Source organism: Paraburkholderia fungorum (assembly GCF_900099835.1).
Taxonomy (GTDB): domain Bacteria; phylum Pseudomonadota; class Gammaproteobacteria; order Burkholderiales; family Burkholderiaceae; genus Paraburkholderia; species Paraburkholderia fungorum_A.
The window spans coordinates 2,039,218-2,062,598 of the sequence record NZ_FNKP01000002.1 but is presented as its reverse complement, the minus strand read 5'-3'; the positions used below and the strand labels follow the sequence as shown (position 1 = coordinate 2,062,598).

Here is a 23,381-nt window from a genome sequence, read left to right as displayed (position 1 = left end):
AACTAACTAGATGGTACAAATTCGTAGAAACCCCGAATGACGGCGACGGCCAATGCGCGCACACTTCGCCACACGTTGTAGAGCAACCGCGGATGTCGTGGTGCGCTTTGCGCCTTACTTTGCAGGAGCCGCTGTCATGAGTTTTGCCTCCGTACTGGTCCTGAATGGACCGAACCTCAATCTGCTCGGCACGCGCGAGCCGGCCGTCTACGGCTCGGAAACGCTCGACGACGTCGCGAAGCTGTGCCGCGATGCAGGCGAGCGACTCGATCTGTCGATCGACTTCTGTCAGTCGAACGCCGAGCATCAACTGATCGACTGGCTGCATGCGGCGCGCACCAAGGTCGACGGCATCGTGATCAATCCGGCGGCTTATACGCATACGTCGGTCGCGATCGCCGACGCGCTCACCGCCATCGAGAAGCCGGTTATCGAAGTGCATATTTCGAACGTGCATCGGCGCGAGGCGTTCCGGCATCACTCGTATGTGTCGGCGGTGGCGGACGCGATTATCGTCGGCTGTGGAACCCAGGGTTATGTGCTCGCGCTGGAGCGCATGGCCACTATTCTTAAGAATAGGGCGGCGAAGTGAACCTACAAGCGAACGTACAAGCGAACCTGCAAACCAGCGCGCCAACAGACGCATCCGCCAACCTTCCGGCGAACTCGAAATCGGGCATCCCCATGAACGCACAAACCAGCTCCCAGGCCACTCCGCATTCCTATCTGGTCGGCCTGATCGGCTCGGGCATCGGCGGCTCGCTGACGCCCGCGATGCACGAAGAAGAAGGCAGCAAGCTCGGGCTGCACTATGTGTATCGCCGCATCGATCTGGAAGCATTGAAGCTCGACAGCGCCGCGCTGCCGGATCTGCTCACCGCCGCCGAACGCATGGGCTTTAACGGCCTGAACATCACGTATCCGTGCAAGCAGGCAGTGATTCCCCTGCTCGACGAACTCTCCGACGACGCCCGCGCACTCGGTGCGGTCAACACAGTGCTGTTCAAGGACGGCAAGCGCATCGGTCACAACACCGACTGGTCGGGCTTCGCGCGCGCATTCCAGCGCGGCTTGCCGGATGTGTCGCTGGAACGCGTGGTACAGCTCGGCGCGGGCGGCGCGGGTGCGGCGGTCGCGCATGCGGCGCTGAACATGGGTGCGCAATCGTTGACGCTGTTCGACGTGGACGCCGCGCGTGCCAGCTCGCTCGCCGACGAATTGCAGAAGCGCTTTCCGGCCGCCAAGGTCAGCGCGGGCACCTCGCTGGCCGAGTCGCTCGCCGCCGCCAACGGCCTGATTCACGCGACGCCGACCGGCATGGCAAAGCTGCCCGGCCTGCCGTTGCCGGTTGAATTGCTGCACCGCGATCTGTGGGTTGCGGACATTGTTTACTTCCCGATCCGCACCGCGTTGCTGCAGGCCGCCGAAGCGCTGGGTTGCCGCACGCTGAGCGGCGGCGGCATGGCGGTCTACCAGGCGGTCGATGCAATGCGTATCTTCACCGGCCTCGAGCCGGACGCCGAGCGCGTGTACACCCATTTCCAGTCGTTGCTGGGACGCTAGCCGGCAGCGAAAGCCGGAATACCAAGACTGAGCCATAGACTGAGGAGAAACCTACCCCATGCCGCAGCCGATTCAATCCACTCCCGCCGACGCCGCCTTGCAGAAGGGCGCCACGGTGAGCACTGCCCGTCGTTCGAAAGCGCGCTATCAGGTTCTTGCGCTGCTCGCGGTTGGCACGATGATCAATTATCTGGACCGCACGGTGCTCGGCATCGCCGCGCCGCAGTTGACCAAGGAACTCGGCATCAACGCCGCGCTGATGGGCCTGCTGTTCTCCGTCTTCTCGTGGAGCTATGTGGCCGCGCAGATTCCGGGCGGCCTGTTCCTCGACCGCTTTGGCAGCAAGCTGACCTATTTCCTGTCGATGACGTTCTGGTCGCTGTGCACGCTCGCCCAGGGGCTGGTGCACGGTATCGGCGCGCTGTTCGCGTTCCGGCTGGGGCTGGGCGTGTCGGAAGCGCCGTGCTTTCCGACCAATAGCCGCGTGGTCGCCACCTGGTTCCCGCAAAGCGAACGCGCGATGGCGACCGGCACGTACACGGTCGGCGAATATATCGGCCTCGCGTTTTTCAGCCCGTTCCTGTTCATGCTGATGGGCGCGTTCGGCTGGCGTTCGCTGTTCTACGTCGTGGGCGGCGTGGGTCTGGTGTTCGGTCTGATCTGGTGGAAGTTCTATCGCGAACCGGCCGATCATCCGACGGTGAATCAGGCCGAGCTGGACTACATCGAAGCGGGCGGTGGTCTGACGCAGCGCAAGAAGGACGCGGACGCTCCGGCTGTAAAAGCCAAAAGCGGCTTCGAATGGCGCACGATCGGCCGCCTGCTCAAGCATCGTCAGTTGAGCGGTATTTGCCTCGGCCAGTTCGCGGGCAACTCGACGCTGGTGTTCTTCCTCACCTGGTTCCCGACCTATCTCGCGACCGAACGTCATATGGCGTGGCTGAAGATCGGCTTCTTCGCGATCATGCCGTTCATCGCGGCGTCGATCGGTGTGATGTTCGGCGGCTTCTTCTCCGACTGGCTGCTGCGTCGCGGCAAGTCGCCGAACGTCGCGCGCAAGCTGCCGATCATCACCGGCCTGCTGCTCGCATCGACCATCATTCTCGCCAACTATGTCGAGAGCAACGTCGCGGTGATCGCGATTCTGTCGGTCGCGTTTTTCGCGCAGGGCATGGCCGCGCTGGGCTGGACGCTGGTGTCCGATATCGCGCCGCAAGGTCTGCTCGGCGTGACCGGCGGCATCTTCAACTTCGCGGCCAATGTGGCGGGCATCGTCACGCCGCTGGTGGTGGGCTTCATCGTCGCGGCGACCGGTTCGTTCGTCGGGGCGCTGGTGTTCATCGGCGCGGTCGCGATGATCGGCGCGCTGTCGTACATCTTTATCGTCGGCGATATCAAGCGGATCGTGCTGGTGGACTAACCGTCCGATTCACCTACGCAGAAAAAACGGGACGTGGCGCAAGCCACGTCCCGTTTTCATTTTCGTTTCAGCCGGATTTCAGCCTGAATTTAGCGCGGGTTCAACTTTCCTTGCGCACGAAACGCAGCACCGCATCGACGATCATCGCGCGATGCCGCGCCCGCAAGCGTGGATGCGAAGGATCGCGCCCGAACGCCGTGCCGAACGTATGGCGATTGCCGACACGGTGAAAGCACAACGAGCTGATCATCAGATGCAGGTCGATCGGGTCGAGGTCGTCGCGGAACTGTCCGGCTTCGATGCCGCGCCTGAGCAGGTCTTCAATCGTGTGAATCACGGTGACGTTGCGGCCTTTGAACGTCTTCACCTGCTCGACGTATTTCGCGCCGTGAATATTTTCGATCGTCACCAGACGCACGAAGTCGCGCTGGCGGTCGTGATAATCGAACGTGAATTCGACCAGCGCACGCATGCCTTCAATGGGATCGAGTTCGCTGACGTGCAGGTCCTGTTCGAGCGCACGAATGTCTCCGTAAACCTTTTCCAGCACCGCCTGATACAACCCTTCCTTGCTGCCGAAGTAGTAGTACAGCATGCGCTTGGTGGTGTTCGTGCGTTCCGCGATCGCGTCGACGCGCGCACCCGTCAGGCCCATCGCGGAGAACTCCTGCGTCGCGACATCGAGGATGTTGCGTTTCGTCTGTTCGGGGTCGTACTTGCGCCGGGCGTCGGGGCGCGGCGAGGTCTCCGACAGGATGCCGTTGGTATCAGGCTCGGCGGCCTTGCTTCCCTTTTTCATTGTGTATTCGAGCGGCATTGACGGCGCATTTTAGCACGCGCAAACCGGCCTCCGGCGTGGCTTTCGGCCATCAATGAGCCGGTTTTGGGCAGATCCGGCGGCGTATTGCGATAGCTCATACGATGGATCGCGCAGGCTGGCGACGCGCAGCGAATGCATCGCGCGTCTGCATGGTGGTGTAGGTGAGTTGCGCGGCGGCGAGACCGAGCGCGCCGTAGGCGGGCGTCAGGCCGAACGCGGCGAACGCGTCGGGCACCGGGCGTTCGCCTGCAATCGCGGCCGCCAGCAACTCGCCGGAGACGGTGGTCGGCGCCATGCCGTGTCCGCCGAAACCGACTGCGTACCAGACGCCGTCCGTGCTGCGGCCGATTTGCGGCATCTTGTGCCGCGCGTAGCTCATCAGGCCGCCCCATGCGTAGTCGATCCGCACGCCGCTCAATTGCGGATACACCTTCAGCAGATCCCGGCGCAGAAGGCGCGAGATGACCTCGGGCGAGCGCTCGCGTATCGAGATGCGGCCGCCCCACAGAATGCGCGTGTCGGGAAGCGGGCGGTAATAGTCGAACGCAAAGCGGGTGTCGTAGACGGCGGCGCGGGTGTCGATGGCGTCTTCGAGGCGATGGCCGAGCGGCTCGGTGGCGATCACGTAGGTGGCGATGGGTAGCACCGCGCGTTCGACCCGCGCGTAGACGTTGCGCGCGTAGCCGCCGCCCGCCATTACGACATGCCGCGCGTCGAGCGTGCCTTGCGGCGTGCTGACCTGGAAGGCGGCGCCGTCGCGCTTGAGCCGGATCACGGGCGAATGCTCGTGAAGGGTCACGCCCTGACCCGCAGCCGCATGCGCGACGCCAAGCACGTATTTGAGCGGATGAAAGTGGAACGCGTTGCGCTCGAACAGGCCGCCGTGATAGCGGCGCGTTTTCAATCGTGACGCGAGTTGTGCGGACGTAAGCGGCTCCCAGTCGACATCGAACGAATCGCGCATCAGGCGACGCTGGGTTTCCAGCCGCGCCGGTTCGTCGAACCAGTTGGCGAGGATCACACCGGCGTCGGTGGCATCGCAATCTATCCGGTAGCGGGCGATGCGCTTGCGCATCAGATCGACTGCGTCGGTGGTGAGCGCGTAGAGTTCGCGAGCGCGAGCCGGGCCGAGCGCTTTCAGCAGATCGGCGCAATCGAGGCTGTAGCCGCCAAACACGAAACCGCCGTTGCGCCCGGACGCGCCGAAACCAACCTGTTGGGCTTCGAGCACGACGACATCGGCGATACCGCGCTCGGCGAGTGCCAACGCCGTGGACAACCCCGCCAGTCCGCCGCCGATAATGCAGACATTCGCGCTGCGTTTGCCGGACAGCGGCGTGTAGCAGAACGGGCGCGAGACCGTGGCTTCGTAAAAGCTTTGCATGGGGCTAGGGTAGCGGGGATTTTGCGTTCGCGTCCAGAGGCCAGTTGAGCGCGAAGGCGAGGGCCGCCGTGGACGAACCGTCAGCGTTACCAGAAAGCATGACTCAAACAAAAAGCCGGCGCTCGCCAAAGCGAACACCGGCTTTTGTCATGTGCCGGGGACCGGCTCCAAACCGGCAACCGGGCCACGGCTGCGACCTCAAGACACCGGCAACAATTTCCCGCTGAACACCACCGGCCCGCTCGGCGCATTCGGATTCGGCGACCCGCCCGGCGCTTCGATCGACACCGCCAGCGCCGCATAACTCTCCGGCTTCTGCTGACCGGCGGGCACCTTGCCGCTCGCGCTGTCCGGCAACATGCCGAGCGCCACCGGATGCCCGCTCGCCGGAATCCCCCACAACTCCAACGCGCGGCCCGCAGGCACGTCGACCTTGCCCAGCGGATGCAGCGTCATCGTGGAGTGGGTTTCATCCCACGCGACCAGCATCACCGGATGCGAGTCCTGGTTGTTCAGCACGGCCACATGCGAGACAGCGGCCTCAGGCTGTTGCGCGACGGTCGGCGCGGCAGGCTGCGTCGTCGCGGACGGCAACAGCGAGCGCACGGCGACCACCACCGCGACCGCCGCCAGCGCGGTCACGCCGATCGCCCAGCCACGCCAGAACGCGAGGTTGTCGAACAGACTGCGCGACGGACGCGCCGGTGTCTCCACCACGGTACGCGGACGCGTGGCTTCACGTGCATTGGCGATGCCCAGACGCCGCTCGATCGCCTCCCACACGGCAGCGGGCGGCATGCGCGGCTCCGCGAGTTCGGCCATCGGCGAAATGCGCCGCTGCCATTCGTCGACGGCGCCGCGCACCGAGGTGTTCTGATCTGCATAAGTCTGGAAGCGCCGCCGCGCGCCACCGCGCAAGGTGCCGAGCACGTACTCGGCCGCCAGCAGATCGACAAGCTGAGGATAACGAGTCAGGTTCATCACTCGCCTCCCAGGCAGGTTTTAAGCTTGGCGAGGCCCCGTCTGATCCACGATTTGATGGTGCCGAGCGGCACCGTCAGCACTTCGGCGATCTCGCTATGGCTCTGATCGCGCAGATAAGCGAGAGCGACCGCCTGACGTTGGGCAGGCTCCAGTTGCTGCATGCAGCCCGCAAGCAAACGTGCCTGCAGACTGACCCCGGTCAGCGTTTCGGGATCCGGGTCGCTGGTTGCCACGAGATCGTCCAACGCATCGCTCCATTCTGTTTCCTGCGAGTTGACTCGCCGCAGGTGATCGAGAGCACGGTTTCGGACGATCGCGGACATCCACGTCATCGGCGCGGACAATGCGCGGCGATAGTCGCCCGCAAAGCGCCAGATATTGACGAAGCTGTCCTGCAACACTTCTTCTGCCCACTCGTGTCTGCTCAATATACGGAGGGCGAGGCCAAACAGTTTCGGGGCGGCGAGATCATATAACTCGCGCAATGCCACGGCATCTTCTTTGGCAATGCGTTCGAGCAGCTCGGCGAGGGTTTCCGGCGTCAGTTCTCGAGGATTGGCGGTCATGGAGAGAGGTAGGTTGAGCTTGCCGGCCTATGGTACTCAATTTCTCCGTCCGCTTATATGTGGTTTTTCCCGCCATTCGTGCATCTGTTTGACGAAGGCGCGCGTACATGGCGGCAGGGTCCAGGATTGCGGGTGCGCACGCTCGACGCAAAAAAGCGCGGCGGCGCATTGCCAGACCGGTGAACACGGGGTAGGTGTGCTGGGAGACCAGTCCTGTTGCACGAGCGCTGCACGAGCCGCCGGCAACGGAGCCACGCGATGCGGGACGGATAAAGCATCGCGGGCGAGCGGGCGTTGGGTCGGGAGGGCCGCCTGTTCCGTTTGAGGCCCGGACGCTGGCTGACAATGTCAGTCGACGTCCGGGTTGGAGCAGGTGGGCTTTCCCGAGCTTTGCAGTTGTTCCGGGCCTGCGCTTGTGCGTTTGAAACGGAGCGCAGCGGAGTTGGGCGGAGTGAGAAAGTCTGAAGCGTTGAAGTCAGCGCGTTATAGAAGAACGCGCTGCAAAATGCACGTTAGACCGACCCTCAACGTCCCCAGCGCAACACCAGCGGATCAAGCCGTCGCGCGACCTTCAGCAGCCCTTCACGCGTCGCCGGATGCATCGCCGGCAACGGATGACGCACCGCGTCCGAGCGGATCACGCCGCCTTCCTTCATCAACGCCTTGCACGACGCGAGGCCGCCCTGGCGGTTCTCGTAGTTGATCAGCGGCAACCACTGCTGATAATGCGCGGCGGCGGCTTCGGTATCGCCAGCAGCATAAGCATCGACAATCAGACGGATGCCGTCGGCATAACCGCCGCCCGTCATCGAACCGGTCGCGCCTGCGTCCAGATCGGCCATCAGCGTGATGGCTTCTTCGCCGTCCCACGGACCCACGATTGCATCGCCGCCGAGTTCGATCAACTCGCGCAGCTTGTTGGCTGCCTGCGGCGTTTCGATCTTGAAGTACGACACGTTGTCGATCTCGCGCGCCATGCGGGCGAGAAACGGCGCGGACAACGCAGTGCCGCTGACCGGCGCGTCCTGGATCATGATCGGAATTCTGATCGCGTCGGACACGGTGCGGTAAAACTCGAAAATCCCCTTTTCGCCGATGCGGATCGTCGCGCCGTGATACGGCGGCATGATCATCACCATCGCGGCGCCCGCGTCCTGGGCGGCGCGGCTGCGCTCGGCACACTGGTGCGAACTGAAATGCGTGGTCGTGACGATCACCGGCACGCGGCCCGCGACGTGGTCGAGCGCGAGGTGCATCAGCGTGTTGCGTTCGTCGTCGGACAGCGCGAATTGCTCGGAGAAGTTCGCCAGAATGCACAGGCCGTTCGAACCCGCATCGATCATGAAATCGATACAACGTTTCTGGCCTTCGAGGTCGAGATGACCGGCTTCGTCGAAGATGGTCGGAACGACCGGGAACACGCCGCGCAATGCAGCAGGGTGATTGGTTTGAGCCATGGTGGGTGTCGTTTTTGAAGAGGAATCGGACGGTTTCTGAATGTCTCCAGCGCCGACTATACGGCGGCGTGCACGGCAGGTATATTGAATTGTTTCCATCTTGTGATCGCTTTTTCGACTCACCCGGGTCGAAGCCGCCCGCACCCATGAAAGACACCCTCAACGTCCTGTTATCCCGCTTGAGGATGAAGCAATTGCAATTGCTGATCGCGCTCGACGACCTCAAATCGCTGCACAAGGCGGCCGGCGCGATGTCGATGACGCAATCGGCGGCCAGCAAGGCATTGCAGGAACTGGAGTCGATGCTCGACGCACCGCTTTTCGAGCGCTCGAAAACCGGCATGATCCCGAACCAGCTCGGCCATTGCGTGATTCGCTACGCGCGCCTGGTGGCGACCGATCTCACCGCGTTGTGCCAGGACGTCGCCGAAATCCGCTCGGGGCGCGGCGGGCGGCTCGCGGTCGGCGCGATCATGGGCGCGATTCCCGAGTGCGTGGTGCCGGCGCTGAACCGGCTGCATGCCGGGCAGCCCAATCTGTCAATCGAAGTGGTGGAGGACACCAGCGCGCGCATGTTGCCGCAACTCGACGACGGACGGCTCGACCTGGTGATCGGCCGCGCGGCGGTCGCGGCCGATCCGTCGAAATATCACTATCGTCCGCTGGGCGACGAGCCGTTGTCGGTGGTGGTGGGCTACGGTCATCCGCCGTGGCAGAAGAAAGAAGTGAAGCTGCGCGATCTGGCGGGGCATCGCTGGGTGATGTATCCGTCGCATATGCCGTTGCACGCGCTGCTCGAACGGGAGATGGATCTGGCCGGTCTCGACATGCCGGACAACCCGATTTCGACGGCATCCACGTTCGTGACGGTGGCGTTGTTGCAGAGCAGCGCCGACCTGGTGTCGTTACTGCCCACGGCCATCGCCGCCATGTTCGTTCGGCAGAAGATGTTGCGCGTGGTGCCGGTCAAACTGAAATCGCCGTCGCAGACATTCGGCGTGGTGACACGCAAGGGCGGCGTGCTGTCGCCACCGGCCGAGCAGTTCATCGAGTTGCTGAGGGAACAGGTGGTGTCGGCGCAGGGTGAAACGGTCTAGACCGACGCGCGGGAAAAGTGAAAAGTTTCAGCGCAGTGCGGGGTTCTCACGCACGCGAAAGACTTTCAATATCGCATGGCAAATTGCGCTTTGCCATAGGTTGAAATGAGGTGTTGTAGCCGCGACACTCTCGGGTAAATCCGGGCCAATTAGGACTTCGCGTTCCGCGCTAAACTGCTTTGAACGCGCGCCAGTTTCGAGAATATGGCGCCCGCTCGGGGGGAGCAGCCATGAATCGGCCATTGGTTCGGTTACCGCTTCGCGCAACGGTCGCAGCGCCGGTTCGCAAGTGGCTCAAATGGGGGCTGGCGGCAGCGTTATTGCTCGCGCTGGCGTGGATCGCCCGGCTGGTTCAGGTGGAGATAGAAACCTCCCGGCTGCAGGCGCGCTATCTCTCCGAATTGACCCGCGACGTGGGGTTCTCCGTCGAGCCCGGGGCCAGCCACACGATCTATTTTCCTCCTGCAGACAAAGGCCCTTACGATAGCCGCCTGGGCTACGCGTTGCTGCCGTCCATCCAGCAACGCTTATTGGAACGCGGGTTTGAAATCAGCTCGCAGGCACGTGATTCCGAACGGATGCTTTCGCTTGCGAGCAATGGTTTGTTTTTGCCGTACGGGGAAAAAGATCAGGCTGGCTTGCAACTGTTCGACGGCACCGACGCGCAGCTTTTCAGCGCGCAGTTTCCAGGCCGTGCATATGGCAACTTCGATGCGATTCCGCCGCTCGTCGTGAACTCGCTGCTGTTTATCGAAGACCGCTATCTGCTCGATCCGTCGCAACCGAACCGTAATCCCGCTATCGACTGGGGGCGCTTTAGCCGCGCGCTGGTCGATCAGGGCGTGCGTGTGTTCAACCGTCATCAATCGACACCGGGCGGCAGCACGCTCGCCACGCAAATCGAAAAATTCCGCCACTCGGCAGGCGGCCGTACTGCAACGCCGCCCGAGAAATTGCGGCAAATTGCGTCCGCTTCGTTGCGCGCATATATGAACGGCCCGCAGACGATGGCCGCGCGTCAGCAGATCGTCGTCCATTATCTGAACTCGGTGCCGCTCGCGGCGCAGCCGGGAATCGGCGAGATCAACGGAATCGGCGACGGTCTCGCCGCGTGGTACGGACGCGATTTCCGCGACGTGAACCGTATTCTGGAAGCGCCGTCGACCGGAGCGAATCTCGCGGAGCAGGGCGTCGCGTTTCGTCAGGTACTGTCGCTGATGATCGCGCAACGCGCGCCGTCGTATTTCCTGCAACATAGCTATGCCGAACTCGAACGGCGCACCGATAGTTATCTGCGGTTACTTGCTAGCGGCGGTGTTATTTCGATTCCGTTGCGTGATGCCGCGCTGGCGGCACAGGTCGAATTGCATCGCACGCCGGCCAGAACGCAGAGTGTCGATTCGTTCGTGTCGCGCAAGGCCGTGACGTCGATGCGCTCGCATCTGCTGGCGGCCCTCGGCCTGCGCAGTTTCTATGAACTCGACCGGCTCGATCTGCAGGCAAAAGGCACGTTGAATAACGCGGTACAGCAGGCGGTCAGCGAAAGACTCGCCGCAGCCGCCACGCGTGACGGAGCAAAAGCGGCGGGCCTCGTCGGCTTCGAAATGCTGCGTCCTTCAGATGACCCGTCGAGAATCGCCTACAGCTTCACGCTGTTCGAAAGACGTGGTGGCGCGAATCTCGTGCGCGTGCAAACGGATAGCGTGAACCAGCCGTTCGACATCAATTCCGGCGCGCGTCTGAATCTCGGCTCGACGGCGAAACTGCGTACCGTTGTCACGTATTTGCAGATTGTCTCCGACCTGCATGCGCGTTATGCCCCGCTGAGCATAGCGGAACTGAAAGCCGTCAAACCCGATCCGAACGATCAGTTGACGCATTGGGCGCTCGACTATCTGGCCCATACATCCGACCATTCGCTGCAATCGATGCTCAACGCAGCGGTGGAACGCAAATATTCGGCGAGCCCTGGCGAGACTTTCTATACAGGCGGCGGCGCGCAAACCTTCACCAACTTCGAATCCGACGACAACAGTCAGATCCTGACCGTCCATCGCGCATTCCAGCATTCGGTGAATCTGGTGTTCGTGCGCCTGATGCGCGATATCGTCCACTATGAAATGGTGCAGACCACGGGGCCTTCATCGCAATGGCTCGGCGACCCGGCCATCCGCAAGATGTATCTGACGCAGTTCGCCGATCAGGAAAGCCGCGTGTACATGAACCGCTTCTACACGAAGTATCACGGCAAGACGCGCGAACAGGCGCTGGCGTTGTTGCTGCTCGGTGTGCGCAAATCGCCGCCGAAAGTAGCGACCGTCTTGCGCAGCGTTGCACCTGACGAATCGAATGCATGGTTCAACGCCAGGATGCGCGAATCGTTGAAGAACACCCCAGCTGCATCGATTCTCGACGATGAAGACCTCGCGAATCTGTACACCAAATATTCGGTCGACCGCTTCAATCTGAACGACCGCGGCTATATTTCAAGTGTGCATCCGCTGGAGTTGTGGGCGCTCAATTACCTGCGCGAACATCCGGACGCCACCCTCAAAGAGATTCAGACCGCGAGCCGCGACGTGCGTCTGTCGACCTATTCGTGGTTGTTCAAGACGCGCTATCACGCAACACAGGATCGCCGCATCAAACGGATGGTCGAGTTGCGCGCGTATGACGCAATCGGCAAATCGTGGCAGGCGCTCGGTTATCCGTTCGCGACGCTCACGCCTTCGTATGCGGCGGCAATCGGCGCTTCGGGCGACCGGCCTGCGGCGCTCGCTCAACTGATCGGCGTGATTGCGAACGACGGCAACAAGGTGCCGACCGAGAGCCTCACCGAACTCGAATTCGCCAAAGACACGCCGTACGAAACGCACTTCAAACGCGCAGCCGTCGCGCCGGAGCAGCAGTTGTCGCCGGAAATCGCGGGGGTGGTGAAGGTGCTGTTGCGCGATGTCGTCGCGGGCGGAACAGCGAAACGGCTCGCGCAAGGCATGACGTTCCCGAATGGTCAGACGCTTGAGGTGTACGGCAAAACCGGCACCGGCGATCAGCGCTTCAACGTATTTGCCAAAGGCGCGCGGCTGATCGAGTCGCGCAAGGTGAATCGCAGCGCCACGTTTGTGTTTGCGATGGGCGACCGCTTTTACGGCACGTTGACTGCGTGGGTGCACGAACCGTATGCATCGCATTACGAGTTCACGAGTGCGCTGTCGGTGCAATTGCTGAAGTCGATGGCGCCGGCGTTGCAGCCGCTACTCGACGAGCCGTCGGTTAAAACCGCGTCGGTGACGAAGGTGGCGGCGAAGTGAGTGTTTCTGTTTTCGGGCCCGGGTCACGCCTTATGTGGAAACCGGCGAACTCAATAATCGCTATCCGTCGCAGGCTTTAAAAACAATTCATGCACCGGTGCGAAATGCGCATAGAGCGGCAGAATCGCGCCGCCCATCGCGCGGGCGTCGGCGCCGATGGTGCCTTCCAGAAGCTGCGGACGCACCATCCCTTCCCATTCGAAACGGTCGAGCACGCGCTCGGTGCGTCGAATGATTTCTCTGACTAATTGACGGTCGAGTTCACCGTCGATCACGACCGCTTCGAGGTCTAGCAGCGCGGCCGCGTTGGTCAGCGCGTTGGCGATGGCGGGGCACGCACTGTCGAGCCATTGCTCCGTCTGCCGCCAGAGTTCGGGCGATAACGCGCGATGATCGTGCGCAGCGGCGGCAGGCGCACCCGCATCGCTCAACAGCTGTTCGAGCACGAAGCCGGACGCCGCGTGCAATAACTGTCGCGCGGGTTTGCGAGCGGTGCCGTCGCGCAGCGGAATCGAACCCACTGCGCCGGCGTTATCGTGGGGTCCTCCGTGCAAGCGACCGTCGATAACCAATCCGCCGCCAATGAACGTGCCGACGAACAGATACAGAAAATTGTGGATGCCGCGCCCCTGGCCCATCACGAGTTCGGCCGCGCAGGCGGCCGTGGTGTCTTTCGCGAATTCGACCGGCAGGCCGGTCATCGTCGCGATACGGGTGCGCAAATCGATCTCGTTCCACGCTTCGAGTGCGTCGGGCGGCGCGCCGAGAAAGTCGCGCCAGCCGCCGAGCCACAACGGCGCAGCGACGCCTACGCCGACCACCTTGGCCGCCTTGTCGCCAAGGGCCTGATTCACGCGCGCGAGTTTGCCTTCGAGCGCGGGGAACAGCGTGCGCGGATCGGGATACGCATACTCGAATACATCGCGGCACACGACACGGCCCGCGAAATCCATCGCCAGTACGTCGAGACTGCGGCGTCCGACCTTGATGCCGATGGTGTAAGCGCCGTCCGCGCGCAACGCGATCGGCACCGACGGCTGGCCGATTTTGCCGCGCACGCGCGCATGCTTTTCGAGCAGGCCGTCGTCGATCAGACGGTCGGCGATCATCGACACCGTCTGCATCGACAGACGCGTGAGGCGGCTCACGTCGGCCTTCGGTAGCGGACCATGCAGGCGGATCGCCTGCAATACGATGCGCTCGTTGAACTGCCTCATGCCGACCTGGTTCGAGCCGACCGTGCGTTTGAGGGGCGAGCGGGTGCCGGTGGTGTCCATGGTGGCGGCCCGCTCAGAAAGAGGCTGTCGTCATGCAATCGCCTTGACGTCCGCCTCTTTTGCGCCGGTCATGATCGCGACCGCTTCGGACATGTGCACGTCTTTCGTATTGACGAGTGCCGCGCGCCGGCCCAGCCGTTGAATATGAATGCGGTCGGCGACTTCGAATACGTGCGGCATGTTATGACTGATCAGAATGACCGGCAGCCCACGCTCGCGTACCCGGCGGATCAGTTCGAGCACCATGTTGCCTTCCTTCACGCCGAGTGCGGCGGTGGGTTCGTCGAGAATCACCACGTGCCGCGCGAACGCCGCACTGCGTGCAACCGCGACCCCCTGGCGTTGACCGCCGGACAATGTTTCGACCGCCTGCCGCATCGAACGGATGCCTATTTGCAGGTCTTTCATGTGCGCGGTCGCTTCGTCGAGCATGCGGCGTTTGTCGATCATCTTGAAGATCGAACCGCGCCAGCCTGGTTTGACCAACTCGCGCGCAAGGAACAGATTTTCGGCGATGCTCATCGCGGGCGCGACTGCGAGTTCCTGGTACACGGTCTCGATACCTTGTGCGCGCGCGTCGAGCGGACTGCGGAATTTGACCGGCTTGCCGTCGAGCAGAATCTCTCCTTCGTCCGGCACCGTCGCGCCGGAAAGTGCCTTGATCAACGACGATTTTCCCGCGCCGTTGTCGCCGATCACCGCGAGAATTTCGCCGGGCAGCACTTCGAAATCGCAACCGTCGAGCGCGGTCACATTGCCATAACGTTTGATCAATCCGCGCGCCTGCAGAACGGGCATGGCGGCGGGCATCGTGGGAGAAGCGGAAGTGGGTGTCGACATGATGCGCTCCTGTAGATGCTCAACCGCGACGATGAGAAAGTTTGTCGGCTGCGACGGCGAGAATCACGAGCATGCCGGTAATCAACACCTGGTAGACCGACGAAACGCCGATCAACGTCAGGCCATTGCGAAACACGCCGACAATCAACGCGCCGAGCAAGGTGCCGACAATCGATCCGCGTCCGCCGAACAGACTCGTGCCGCCGAGTACGACCGCAGTAATGCTGTCGAGATTTTCGGTTTGCCCCGCCTGCGGATCGCCGACGCCCGTGCGCGACACCGACAGCAACGCGGCAATGCCGTAAATCGCACCGGCCAGCGAATACACGGTGAGCAGGATCTTCTGCGATGAGAGGCCCATCAGGCGCGCGGCCTCCGCGTTATTGCCGAGCGCGTACAGGTGCCGGCCGGGTACCGTGTCGCGCAAAACGAACCACGTGGCGAGATACATCAGCAGCGTGAGGACGGTGCCGTAGGTGACATCTGCGGGACCGAGCTTGAAGGTATTGCCGAAGAACATGATCGCGTCCGGCAGATTGGACACGCTCTCCGCATTCGAGTAAATCTGCGTGAGCGCGAAGGCGATATTCAGCGTACCCAACGTGACGATGAATGCAGGCAGTTTGATTCGCGTGATCAGCACGCCGTTCAGCGCGCCGAACAATGTACTCGCCGCGATGCCGCACAGAATCGCGAGAATTGGCGGCACGCCTAGCGTGACCGCAAATTTGGTCATGATGATCGAGCCGAACGCCATCACCATTCCGCATGACAGATCGATGCCGCCGGTCAGCACGATCAGCGTCTGACCGATAGCGATGACCGCGACCACCATGGTCTGTTGGAGGATCAGCGAGAGATTCTGGAACGACAGGAACCGGCTGCTCTGGGAGATGAAGAAGCCGCAGGCCAGCACCAGGGCGATCAGCGGACCGACCTCGGCAAGCGACGGCAGACGATCGGTGAAGGTGCGCGAGTGACCGGCGGGCGCGGAAGGAGTCGACATGATGGATGTCCTCGAAACTCGATACATGAGCGTGGCCCCGGAGTGGCGGCTCACGCGGCAAATCAGTCGGCGGCCCGCGATGACGGGCCGCGATGTGAAGCGATGCGCGCTACAGCGTTACTTGTTGCCCCAGCAGTTGTCGAGGCCGAACTTCGTGTCCTTGCTGTCGATGCCGGACATCGGCTTGTCGGTAATCAGCGTGACGCCCGTGTCCTGATAGCCGGAAACCTTCTTGCCGGTTTTCGCGTAGTCGACACCGGCGGTTACGCCGAGCGCCGCCATCTTCAACGGATACTGCTGCGAGGTTGCTGCTATCGCGCCGGCCTTTACATTGCGCACGCCTTCACAGCCGCCGTCGATCGACACGATCATCACGCTCTTGTCCTTGCCCGCCGCTTTCAACGCGCGATACGCGCCCGCAGCAGCCGGTTCGTTGATCGTGTAGACCACGTTGATATCCGGCGACTTCTGCAGGCAGTTTTCCATTGCCGTTTGACCCTTCGCCTGGTCGCCGCGCGTGTCCTGGCTGCACACGATGGACGCGTCGCCTTCCTTCACGCCGAAGCCTTCCAGAAAACCGTTATGACGCAACACGCCGACCGACACGCCCGGCGCGAGATCGAGCGTGGCGATCTTCGCGGGCTTGCCGTTCAGCGCGGCCTTCGCGTATTTGCCGATCAGCACGCCGGCCTTGAAATTGTCGGTGGCGAAGAGGGCGTCGGTGGCGTCTTGCGGATCGGTTGGCGTATCGAGCGCGACCACCATCACGCCAGCCGCGCGTGCCTTCTTGATGCTCGGCACGATCGCCTTGGTGTCGCTCGGCGTGATCAGAATCGCTTTCGCACCCGCCGTCATCATGTTTTCGATCGCGGTGACCTGACTCGCGTTGTCACCGTCGAATTTGCCGGCGGCCGTGAGCAGTTTCGCGCCGTTTTTCGATGCAGCGGCTTCGGCGCCCTGTTTCATCTTCACGAAGAACGGGTTGGTGTCGGTCTTGGTGATGAGGCCGACGACCGGCTGGTCGGCCGCCTGGCTCGCGCCTGCACACCACACGGCCGATGCCGCTACGCACATCGACACGACTTTCCTGGCGACGGGATGCCTGCGGGAATTCAGATTCATGGGACGCTCCTCCAATTATTGGCAACGACGGTGTACTGCGGACAGTTGCGGGCGCGAACGCTGCGCGCGGGCAGTTTGAGTTCAGGGTTTTGCGCCGTGACCTGCTTGGACTAAATCACGACGATGGATTTAGTACAGCAGGCGCGTTGTCCAGAGTCAATGCAAACCTTTCGCCGCAATGCGGCGTAAGTTGCTTTGGTATTTCGGGGAGAAGCCGACGAATGGGCGGTCTATAGACTTGGTGCGTTGCGAGAGACGCGCTGCGCTTTTACGGGTAACTCCTGGTTAGCCGAATGGGGAAGTGGCTGACTGGCGGGGCAGGTTGGCTTTGTCCGCCACAGTAAATGCCGAATTAAATCGGTGCCAACCGACGGGCATTATTTCGCCGGAACAGGATCGTCTGACATGCATTGATTCGGAAAGTAAATTTTATTCGTGCCATTTAAATCAATTGATTTGTGTCGGCCAGGTTAATGTAATTAAATGCCGCGTACATTTAAATATTAATTAGACCTCTGTCAAGTCTGACAGCTATCGGCTGCACGTCGGAAAAATGATACTTGAAGCGAAATGTGTCGGAGCGTCTACGAATATCGGGAAATTAACGGTCGTAAATTGAATTCCATTCAGCGTATTGAAATGTGCTGCGGTAAGCATGTGGGCGTAAATAATTAAAAAATCCGCACATATGTATTTGCTCGAATCCACTATAAAAATACCCAATTCATTACACACCGGAGAAATCGCCACTCCGGTCGCGACAAAACCCATATCCAATTTTAATGAATTGGTTTTGTCGCGGAAAAAATGGCGTTTTTATTGCCGGCGCGAGCCTTGGACAGGCGGGCGAATTCAATCACTTCAGGAGGTTTTGATGTCTTCGACGAATTGGAATAACGGACAATTGATCACGCTCTCCCCGGGCGATACCGCGACTTGCCAGCAACTGAACTCGAATCAACTATACGGGCTGATTTTCTATAACAGCGCAGGCAATGACGCCGGGGCCAACATCTCCGTGGTCTGGAGCCAGTCGCAGCCGCCGGCCACGATCCACGTGCCGGGAACAACCGGCAATCAGGGTCTGGCATCGGTGCTGTTCGTGAACGGCTCCGACACGACGACGGTGTCGGCGGCCATGCTGCAGAACCAGCCCGGCGCACAGGTGCAAACCTACATCGCCAGCGTCAAGTTGCCGACGGACACGAACGGCATCAACAACCAGTCGTTGCCCGCCGACGGTCAACCGCACTCGTTCAACAAGTTCACCCGCTATTACACGGTGCCTGCATCCCATTGGTATCAGGCGCAGATTCAAAGCAACATCAACCAGTTCATCACGATCCAGTTCGCGGAGCAGTCGGCGAAGGTCCTCGTCGTCAACTCGCTGGTCGACCCCGGTACGCAGATCCAGTCAGTGGGCCGCGCGAGCAGCCAGGTGACGCAGACGGTCGTTCAATACCAGACGGCTTCGTGGTCGCTGCAAGGCAATGGTCAGCAGATCGTGATCGTCAATGCCGATAGCGTTCAGAACTCGCAGAACGCCACCATCTCGCTGCAATCGCTAAGCGCGTTGTATTCCTGATCCACAGGAAGCGGGTTGCGTCCGGCAGGTGAGGATGCAACTCGCTGCGCTCAGGCGACGGCTTGACTCTCCGCGCAAAAACTTTCGAACCCCTGCGAAATTCCTGAAACCCGTTAAAGCATCGGGTTTATCACTCCAGCAGATAACCGTATCGGATTTGCTTCGTTGTCGGCGCGCGCGCGCACCGGTAAATTCGTCTGACTGCGCCACTTACGGCGTCCTCAGAACAGACTAGACGAAGAGTTTCCTGTGACGACTGCCTTTGCTCCTGCTGCCACCCGCCACGTCGACGAGACGATCGAAAACCAACCCATCGAGATTCGCGCATTCGACGGCCCCGTCGGCGCGGAAGTATTCGGACTCGACCTCGGCAAGCCGCTGAACCAGAGCGATTTCGCGCGCATTCATCGCGCGCATCTCGATCATCACGTACTTGTGTTTCGCGATCAGCGCATCACACCCGATCAGCAGATCGAATTCAGCCGACGCTTCGGCGCGTTGCAAATTCATGTGTTGCATCAATTCCAGTTGCCGGGCCATCACGAGATTCTGGTGGTGTCGAACGTGGTTGAAAACGGCAAGCCGATCGGCCTCGGCGATGCCGGTCATTTCTGGCACTCCGATCTGTCGTACAAGGAAAAGCCGAGCCTCGGCTCGTTGCTGCATGCGCAGGAGTTGCCTGCCGAAGGCGGCGACACGCTGTTCGCAAACATGCATCTCGCGTGGGACACGTTGCCCGCGCATTTGCGCAGCGCGGTAGAAGGGCGCTCGGCTGAGCATTGGTATCTCGCGAAGTACGAGGAATTGCAAAAGCGCAGCCCGTGGCGGCCGAATCTGTCGGCGGAACAGATCGCGCAAGTCAAACCGGTGGTGCAGCCGATTGTGCGCACCCATCCCGAAACAGGACGTAAAGCGTTGTTCGTCAGCGAGCACTTCACCACGCGCATCATCGACCTGCCTGAAGACGAAAGCCGCGCTCTGCTCGAGGAAATCTTCGCGCATAGCGTGCGGCCCGAGCATCTCTACCGGCATCAATGGCAGGAACACGACATGGTGTTCTGGGACAACCGTTCGCTGATGCATCTCGCAGCGGGTACGCCCGATCATCTGCGCCGCAAGCTCTATCGCACGACGATTGAAGGCGACGCGCCGTTTTGACGGCGACGTCTCCCCTCTTTAGCCACGCCCGCCACGCCACATGTTGACCGGAGTTCCGATGCTTGCCAGGTTTCATCCGACCGCCGTACGGTCGTCTTTTGCCCGCCGATTCACCGCGACGTTGCTGACTTTATCGACGGGCGTGGCCGGCTTCTGCGCAGCCGCACCTGCGCATGCCGAAGGGCAGATCCGCATTGCCGAACAGTTCGGGGTGGTCTATCTGCTGCTGAACGTTGCGCGTGACCAGCAATTCGTCGAGAAAGAAGGGCGTAAGCAGGGGCTCGATATCAAGGTCGACTGGGTGAAGCTTTCTGGCGGCGCTGCGGTGAACGACGCGTTGCTCTCGGGTGCCGTGGATATTGCGGGCGCGGGCGTCGGCCCGCTGCTGACGATCTGGGATCGCACGCATGGTCATCAGAATGTGAAGGGCGTTGCGTCGCTCGGCAATCTGCCGTATTACCTCGTCAGCAACGATCCGAATGTGAAGACCATCGCGGACTTCAACGAAAAAGACCGTATCGCAGTGCCGGCCGTGAATGTCTCGGTGCAATCGCGCGTGCTGCAATATGCAGCCGCGAAACGTTGGGGTGACAAGGACTACAACCGTCTCGACAAGTACACGCAGGCATTGCCGCATCCCGACGCGGCTGCCGCGATCATCGCGGGCGGCACTGAAATTACCGGACATTTTGGTAATCCGCCGTTCCAGGAACAGGAACTGGCGGGCAATCCGAAAGCGCATATCGTGCTGAATTCGTACGACGTGCTGGGCGGCCCGAGTTCGGCCACCGTGCTGTACGCGACCGAAAAATTCCGCGACAACAATCCGAAAACCTATCGCGCGTTTGTCGATGCATTGGCCGATGCTGCGCGTTTCGTGACGGCGAATCCCGATGCCGCCGCCGACATTTATATCCGCACGAATCAGTCGAAGATCGACCGCGCGTTGTTGCTGAAGGTCATCAGGAATCCGCAGGTGCAATTCAAGGTCGCGCCGCAGAATACGTTTGGGCTGGCGCAGTTCATGTACCGCGTCGGCGCGATAAAGAACGAGCCGAAGTCGTGGAAAGACTATTTCTTCGACGACCCGGCGACGGCGGCAGGGAGTTGAGCATGACTCTTCCGGTCAATAATTTAGCCGTGTTTTTATCGACTCGCGGAGTCGATCTGGTCCGCTTGCAAGGAGTGATCTGATGGTGGCCAATCCAACGCTGCTGTTTCCTGACCGCATCGAACAATCGAGTACCGCAACCAGCGAAAAATTGCTCGCGGTCGAAAACGTCAACCTCGAATACCGCACGCGCGAGCGGATCGTTCGCGCGACTCATGACGTGAGTTTCGATGTCTATGGCGGCGATCGTTTCGTGTTGCTCGGACCGTCCGGTTGCGGCAAATCCACCTTGCTCAAGGCGGTAGCCGGATTTATCCAGCCCACGTCAGGCACTATTTCGCTCGATGGACAAACTGTGCGCGGCCCAGGCGCCGATCGCATCGTCGTGTTCCAGGAGTTCGATCAGTTGCCGCCGTGGAAGACGGTGTTGCAGAACGTCGCGTTTCCGCTGCGTGTGGCAAAGAAGTTGTCGCGAGCGGAAGCGAATGAGCGTGCGCTGCATTATCTGGAGAAGGTCGGCCTGGCTTCGTTCGCGAATGCTTATCCGCATACGTTGTCAGGCGGCATGAAGCAACGCGTGGCGATTGCGCGCGCACTTGCAATGCAACCGCGCGTGCTGCTGATGGACGAACCGTTCGCCGCGCTCGACGCGCTGACACGCCGCAAGATGCAGGAGGAGTTGCTGCGTCTGTGGGAAGAAGTGAATTTCACGCTTCTGTTCGTTACGCATTCGATCGAGGAGGCGCTGGTGGTCGGCAACCGGATTCTGTTGTTGTCGCCGCATCCGGGGCGCGTGCGTGCCGAACTCAACAGCCATCAGTATTCGCAGGACAGCTTCGGGCGCAGCGATTTCCAGCGCAGCGTCGCGCGCATTAATCACCTGTTGTTCGAACAGACGGAGACCGCTGAATGAGCTCGCCCGCCACCTTGTTACCGCCGGTTCGCGACGAGTACGAACGTCCACTCGAACCGCTCGGCGAACTCGTTCTCGAAGCGCCGTTGCCGCTCGGCAAGCGGCTCTTTGCGCAAAGCTGGCTGCGCAAGACGCTGATCGCGCTGGTGTTGATCGCTGGCTGGGAAATCGCTGCGCGCGCGGTCGATAACGACTTGCTGCTGCCGACCTTCGGCGCGACCTTTTCGGCGTTCGTGCAGGGCATCTGGTCGGGGGAATTGCTGCAGAAAACTGCGGTGTCGATGTCGGTACTGCTGCGGGGTTATCTGCTGGGCGCGGCGCTCGCGTTCGTGCTGACTTCGCTTGCCGTATCGACGCGCATTGGCCGTGATTTTCTGTCGATGCTGACCGCGATGTTCAACCCGTTGCCGTCGATTGCGTTGTTGCCGCTCGCGTTGTTGTGGTTCGGACTCGGCACCGGCAGCCTGCTGTTCGTGCTGGTGCATTCGGTGTTGTGGCCGCTCGCGCTCAACACGTATTCCGGTTTTCAGTCGGTTCCTGCAACGCTGCGCATGACCGGACGCAACTATGGATTGACCGGTATGCGTCACGTGCTGCTGATTCTGGTGCCGGCCGCATTGCCGTCGATTCTGGCCGGTCTGCGGGTGGGTTGGGCATTTGCATGGCGCACGCTGATCGCCGCCGAACTCGTATTCGGCGCGAGTTCGGGGAGTGGTGGCCTTGGCTGGTACATCTTCCAGAATCGCAACGAGCTGTATACGGATCGCGTTTTTGCGGGACTGGCGGCGGTGATCGTGATCGGTCTGCTGATCGAACATCTCGTGTTCGATACGCTCGAACGCGTTACGGTACGTCGTTGGGGCGTACAACAGTAATCGCCTGAAACGCGAAGCTATCAACGTAAAGCGGACGCATCGGGCGTCCGCTTTACATTACGTACCACGACAATCACCCACGCGGCGACAGCCTTTGCCGTTTCGTTTCAAGCTGCGTGACGACACGTTGCAACGTTCTTTCAGCTGGGCCCAAAGCCCCGACAAACTTGCAACCGATCACAAACCGCTGGTCGCCTTTCGGCGTCGTCACGCGACGCGGCGCGACGATTTCCAGATCGAGTTGCAGTGTCCCGAAACTGCCCAGTTGCAGCGATACGTCGCGCAACACCGTGCCGCTTTCAAGCGAGCCGAAGTGCGTATCCGCAGTCTTCAACGCCACGCCGCCCAGCGACAGATCCTGCAATTCCAGACGGAACGAGCCGCCGCTTTCATACGGACCGCTCGCGATATACGGATCGAGCAGCGGCGTCTGCACGCGGAAAAACTCGCGGCGCTGAACGTAGTAAAGCAGCGCCGGAAAGGGCGCCTCGAAAGCGGGCAATCCTTCGAACGTTACGGCCGTTGCGCCGAGCGTCGTGAACTCGGTCCGAATACCGCCGGGCACGCTGCGGAACGACAACTCGCGGGCCGCAGGAATCGCCGCATTATCGTCGGCGACGCTGCCTGCATCGAAGATAAAACGCGCGTTGCGGGAATCGACGTCGAGCACTTGCGTGACGATCTGCCGGCCGTCGAATTCCACCGTCACGAAGTCCTGTCCCGACACCAGATTGCGCAGGCAGACAGCGATTTGCAACGGGTGGCGCTGCGCGAAATTCGCGTCGGCGTCGTGGGCGGCATCGGCGGTATGGGCGGCTTCGGCATCCAGCAGGAGAGCGGCGGTCATTTTGGTATCCATGCGCGTGGTGGCCGTGATCTGGCCGGTTAGCGA

General features: G+C 61.3%; 20 protein-coding genes. 10 read left to right on the top strand and 10 right to left on the bottom strand.

Translation table 11 applies throughout. From position 1 onward, the window contains the following. Window positions 1-136 precede the first annotated feature (136 nt). From aroQ to BLS41_RS24950, 3 genes are all read left to right on the top strand, one after another. The gene (gene aroQ / locus BLS41_RS24960; protein WP_074769690.1) at window positions 137-592 is read left to right on the top strand and encodes a type II 3-dehydroquinate dehydratase; all 456 of its coding nucleotides are present in this window, start codon (window positions 137-139) and stop codon (window positions 590-592) included. A 92-nt stretch (window positions 593-684) separates the two neighbouring features. Beyond that, window positions 685-1,563 carry a shikimate dehydrogenase gene (locus tag BLS41_RS24955; RefSeq protein WP_429251307.1) on the top strand — a complete coding sequence of 293 codons (879 nt, stop codon included), beginning with the start codon at window positions 685-687 and terminating at the stop codon, window positions 1,561-1,563. 58 nt (window positions 1,564-1,621) lie between these two features. After that, window positions 1,622-2,983, top strand: coding sequence for an MFS transporter (locus tag BLS41_RS24950; protein WP_074769686.1), 1,362 nt, complete (start codon window positions 1,622-1,624; stop codon window positions 2,981-2,983). A gap of 100 nt (window positions 2,984-3,083) precedes the next feature. On the opposite strand, the gene BLS41_RS24945 is transcribed toward BLS41_RS24950, so the two are convergent. The 5 genes from BLS41_RS24945 to BLS41_RS24925 all read right to left on the bottom strand — a co-directional run bounded on the left by BLS41_RS24945 (window position 3,084) and on the right by BLS41_RS24925 (window position 8,194). After that, a complete protein-coding gene (locus BLS41_RS24945; RefSeq protein WP_074771168.1) occupies window positions 3,084-3,782 on the bottom strand; it encodes a TetR/AcrR family transcriptional regulator in 699 nt (232 codons plus the stop codon). 115 nt (window positions 3,783-3,897) lie between these two features. Next, window positions 3,898-5,187 carry an NAD(P)/FAD-dependent oxidoreductase gene (locus BLS41_RS24940; protein WP_074769684.1) on the bottom strand — a complete coding sequence of 430 codons (1,290 nt, stop codon included), beginning with the start codon at window positions 5,185-5,187 and terminating at the stop codon, window positions 3,898-3,900. A gap of 198 nt (window positions 5,188-5,385) precedes the next feature. Next, entirely contained in the window at window positions 5,386-6,168 is a 783-nt protein-coding gene (locus BLS41_RS24935; RefSeq protein ID WP_074769682.1) for an anti-sigma factor, read from the bottom strand. Further along, window positions 6,168-6,737, bottom strand: coding sequence for an RNA polymerase sigma factor (locus tag BLS41_RS24930; RefSeq protein ID WP_074769680.1), 570 nt, complete (start codon window positions 6,735-6,737; stop codon window positions 6,168-6,170). The genes BLS41_RS24935 and BLS41_RS24930 overlap by 1 nt, the downstream gene beginning before the upstream one ends. 524 nt (window positions 6,738-7,261) lie before the next feature. Further along, window positions 7,262-8,194, bottom strand: a complete 933-nt coding sequence (locus tag BLS41_RS24925) for a dihydrodipicolinate synthase family protein (RefSeq protein ID WP_074769678.1) — start codon at window positions 8,192-8,194, stop codon at window positions 7,262-7,264. Window positions 8,195-8,340: 146 nt separating this feature from the next. Between BLS41_RS24925 and BLS41_RS24920 the strand changes: the two genes are divergently transcribed. Further along, entirely contained in the window at window positions 8,341-9,291 is a 951-nt protein-coding gene (locus BLS41_RS24920; RefSeq protein ID WP_074769676.1) for a LysR family transcriptional regulator, read from the top strand. Between the two features lie 230 nt (window positions 9,292-9,521). Beyond that, entirely contained in the window at window positions 9,522-12,602 is a 3,081-nt protein-coding gene (locus BLS41_RS24915) for a transglycosylase domain-containing protein (protein ID WP_074769674.1), read from the top strand. Window positions 12,603-12,652: 50 nt separating this feature from the next. Here the strand turns inward: BLS41_RS24915 and BLS41_RS24910 are convergent, their stop codons facing one another. The 4 genes from BLS41_RS24910 to BLS41_RS24895 form a co-directional block, all read right to left on the bottom strand. Next, entirely contained in the window at window positions 12,653-13,879 is a 1,227-nt protein-coding gene (locus tag BLS41_RS24910) for an ROK family transcriptional regulator (protein WP_074769672.1), read from the bottom strand. A gap of 30 nt (window positions 13,880-13,909) precedes the next feature. Then, window positions 13,910-14,719: an ATP-binding cassette domain-containing protein gene (locus BLS41_RS24905; protein ID WP_074769670.1), complete on the bottom strand. Its 810-nt coding sequence runs from the start codon at window positions 14,717-14,719 to the stop codon at window positions 13,910-13,912. Window positions 14,720-14,738: 19 nt separating this feature from the next. Further along, window positions 14,739-15,725 (bottom strand): ABC transporter permease, encoded by a 987-nt coding sequence (locus tag BLS41_RS24900; protein WP_074769668.1) that lies wholly within the window; start codon window positions 15,723-15,725, stop codon window positions 14,739-14,741. A gap of 117 nt (window positions 15,726-15,842) precedes the next feature. After that, entirely contained in the window at window positions 15,843-16,847 is a 1,005-nt protein-coding gene (locus tag BLS41_RS24895; protein WP_074769666.1) for a sugar ABC transporter substrate-binding protein, read from the bottom strand. Window positions 16,848-17,721: 874 nt separating this feature from the next. On the opposite strand from BLS41_RS24895, the gene BLS41_RS24890 reads away from it, so the two are divergent. From BLS41_RS24890 to BLS41_RS24870, 5 genes are all read left to right on the top strand, one after another. After that, window positions 17,722-18,432, top strand: a complete 711-nt coding sequence (locus BLS41_RS24890) for a hypothetical protein (RefSeq protein ID WP_074769664.1) — start codon at window positions 17,722-17,724, stop codon at window positions 18,430-18,432. 297 nt (window positions 18,433-18,729) lie between these two features. Then, complete coding sequence (locus BLS41_RS24885; protein WP_074771167.1) at window positions 18,730-19,590, top strand: TauD/TfdA dioxygenase family protein; 861 nt, start codon at window positions 18,730-18,732, stop codon at window positions 19,588-19,590. Between the two features lie 58 nt (window positions 19,591-19,648). Next, window positions 19,649-20,701, top strand: coding sequence for an ABC transporter substrate-binding protein (locus tag BLS41_RS24880; RefSeq protein ID WP_074769662.1), 1,053 nt, complete (start codon window positions 19,649-19,651; stop codon window positions 20,699-20,701). Window positions 20,702-20,783: 82 nt separating this feature from the next. Next, the gene (locus BLS41_RS24875) at window positions 20,784-21,614 is read left to right on the top strand and encodes an ABC transporter ATP-binding protein (RefSeq protein WP_074769660.1); all 831 of its coding nucleotides are present in this window, start codon (window positions 20,784-20,786) and stop codon (window positions 21,612-21,614) included. After that, window positions 21,611-22,489 carry an ABC transporter permease gene (locus BLS41_RS24870; protein WP_074769658.1) on the top strand — a complete coding sequence of 293 codons (879 nt, stop codon included), beginning with the start codon at window positions 21,611-21,613 and terminating at the stop codon, window positions 22,487-22,489. The genes BLS41_RS24875 and BLS41_RS24870 overlap by 4 nt, the downstream gene beginning before the upstream one ends. A gap of 73 nt (window positions 22,490-22,562) precedes the next feature. Here the strand turns inward: BLS41_RS24870 and BLS41_RS24865 are convergent, their stop codons facing one another. Then, the gene (locus BLS41_RS24865) at window positions 22,563-23,336 is read right to left on the bottom strand and encodes a flagellar brake protein (protein WP_083380074.1); all 774 of its coding nucleotides are present in this window, start codon (window positions 23,334-23,336) and stop codon (window positions 22,563-22,565) included. Window positions 23,337-23,381 lie beyond the last annotated feature (45 nt).

Excerpts from the sequence above, each read along its gene's own strand:
- BLS41_RS24940 (WP_074769684.1), bottom strand. The coding sequence starts at position 5,187 with ATGCAAAGCTTTTACGAAGCCACGGTCTCGCGCCCGTTCTGCTACACG.
- BLS41_RS24930 (WP_074769680.1), bottom strand. The coding sequence starts at position 6,737 with ATGACCGCCAATCCTCGAGAACTGACGCCGGAAACCCTCGCCGAGCTG.
- BLS41_RS24950 (WP_074769686.1), top strand. The coding sequence starts at position 1,622 with ATGCCGCAGCCGATTCAATCCACTCCCGCCGACGCCGCCTTGCAGAAG.
- BLS41_RS24915 (WP_074769674.1), top strand. The coding sequence starts at position 9,522 with ATGAATCGGCCATTGGTTCGGTTACCGCTTCGCGCAACGGTCGCAGCG.
- BLS41_RS24935 (WP_074769682.1), bottom strand. The coding sequence starts at position 6,168 with ATGAACCTGACTCGTTATCCTCAGCTTGTCGATCTGCTGGCGGCCGAG.
- BLS41_RS24945 (WP_074771168.1), bottom strand. The coding sequence starts at position 3,782 with ATGAAAAAGGGAAGCAAGGCCGCCGAGCCTGATACCAACGGCATCCTG.
- BLS41_RS24870 (WP_074769658.1), top strand. The coding sequence starts at position 21,611 with ATGAGCTCGCCCGCCACCTTGTTACCGCCGGTTCGCGACGAGTACGAA.
- BLS41_RS24900 (WP_074769668.1), bottom strand. The coding sequence starts at position 15,725 with ATGTCGACTCCTTCCGCGCCCGCCGGTCACTCGCGCACCTTCACCGAT.
- BLS41_RS24910 (WP_074769672.1), bottom strand. The coding sequence starts at position 13,879 with ATGGACACCACCGGCACCCGCTCGCCCCTCAAACGCACGGTCGGCTCG.
- BLS41_RS24880 (WP_074769662.1), top strand. The coding sequence starts at position 19,649 with ATGCTTGCCAGGTTTCATCCGACCGCCGTACGGTCGTCTTTTGCCCGC.
- BLS41_RS24890 (WP_074769664.1), top strand. The coding sequence starts at position 17,722 with ATGTCTTCGACGAATTGGAATAACGGACAATTGATCACGCTCTCCCCG.
- BLS41_RS24895 (WP_074769666.1), bottom strand. The coding sequence starts at position 16,847 with ATGAATCTGAATTCCCGCAGGCATCCCGTCGCCAGGAAAGTCGTGTCG.
- BLS41_RS24865 (WP_083380074.1), bottom strand. The coding sequence starts at position 23,336 with ATGACCGCCGCTCTCCTGCTGGATGCCGAAGCCGCCCATACCGCCGAT.
- aroQ (WP_074769690.1), top strand. The coding sequence starts at position 137 with ATGAGTTTTGCCTCCGTACTGGTCCTGAATGGACCGAACCTCAATCTG.
- BLS41_RS24920 (WP_074769676.1), top strand. The coding sequence starts at position 8,341 with ATGAAAGACACCCTCAACGTCCTGTTATCCCGCTTGAGGATGAAGCAA.
- BLS41_RS24905 (WP_074769670.1), bottom strand. The coding sequence starts at position 14,719 with ATGTCGACACCCACTTCCGCTTCTCCCACGATGCCCGCCGCCATGCCC.
- BLS41_RS24875 (WP_074769660.1), top strand. The coding sequence starts at position 20,784 with ATGGTGGCCAATCCAACGCTGCTGTTTCCTGACCGCATCGAACAATCG.
- BLS41_RS24925 (WP_074769678.1), bottom strand. The coding sequence starts at position 8,194 with ATGGCTCAAACCAATCACCCTGCTGCATTGCGCGGCGTGTTCCCGGTC.
- BLS41_RS24955 (WP_429251307.1), top strand. The coding sequence starts at position 685 with ATGAACGCACAAACCAGCTCCCAGGCCACTCCGCATTCCTATCTGGTC.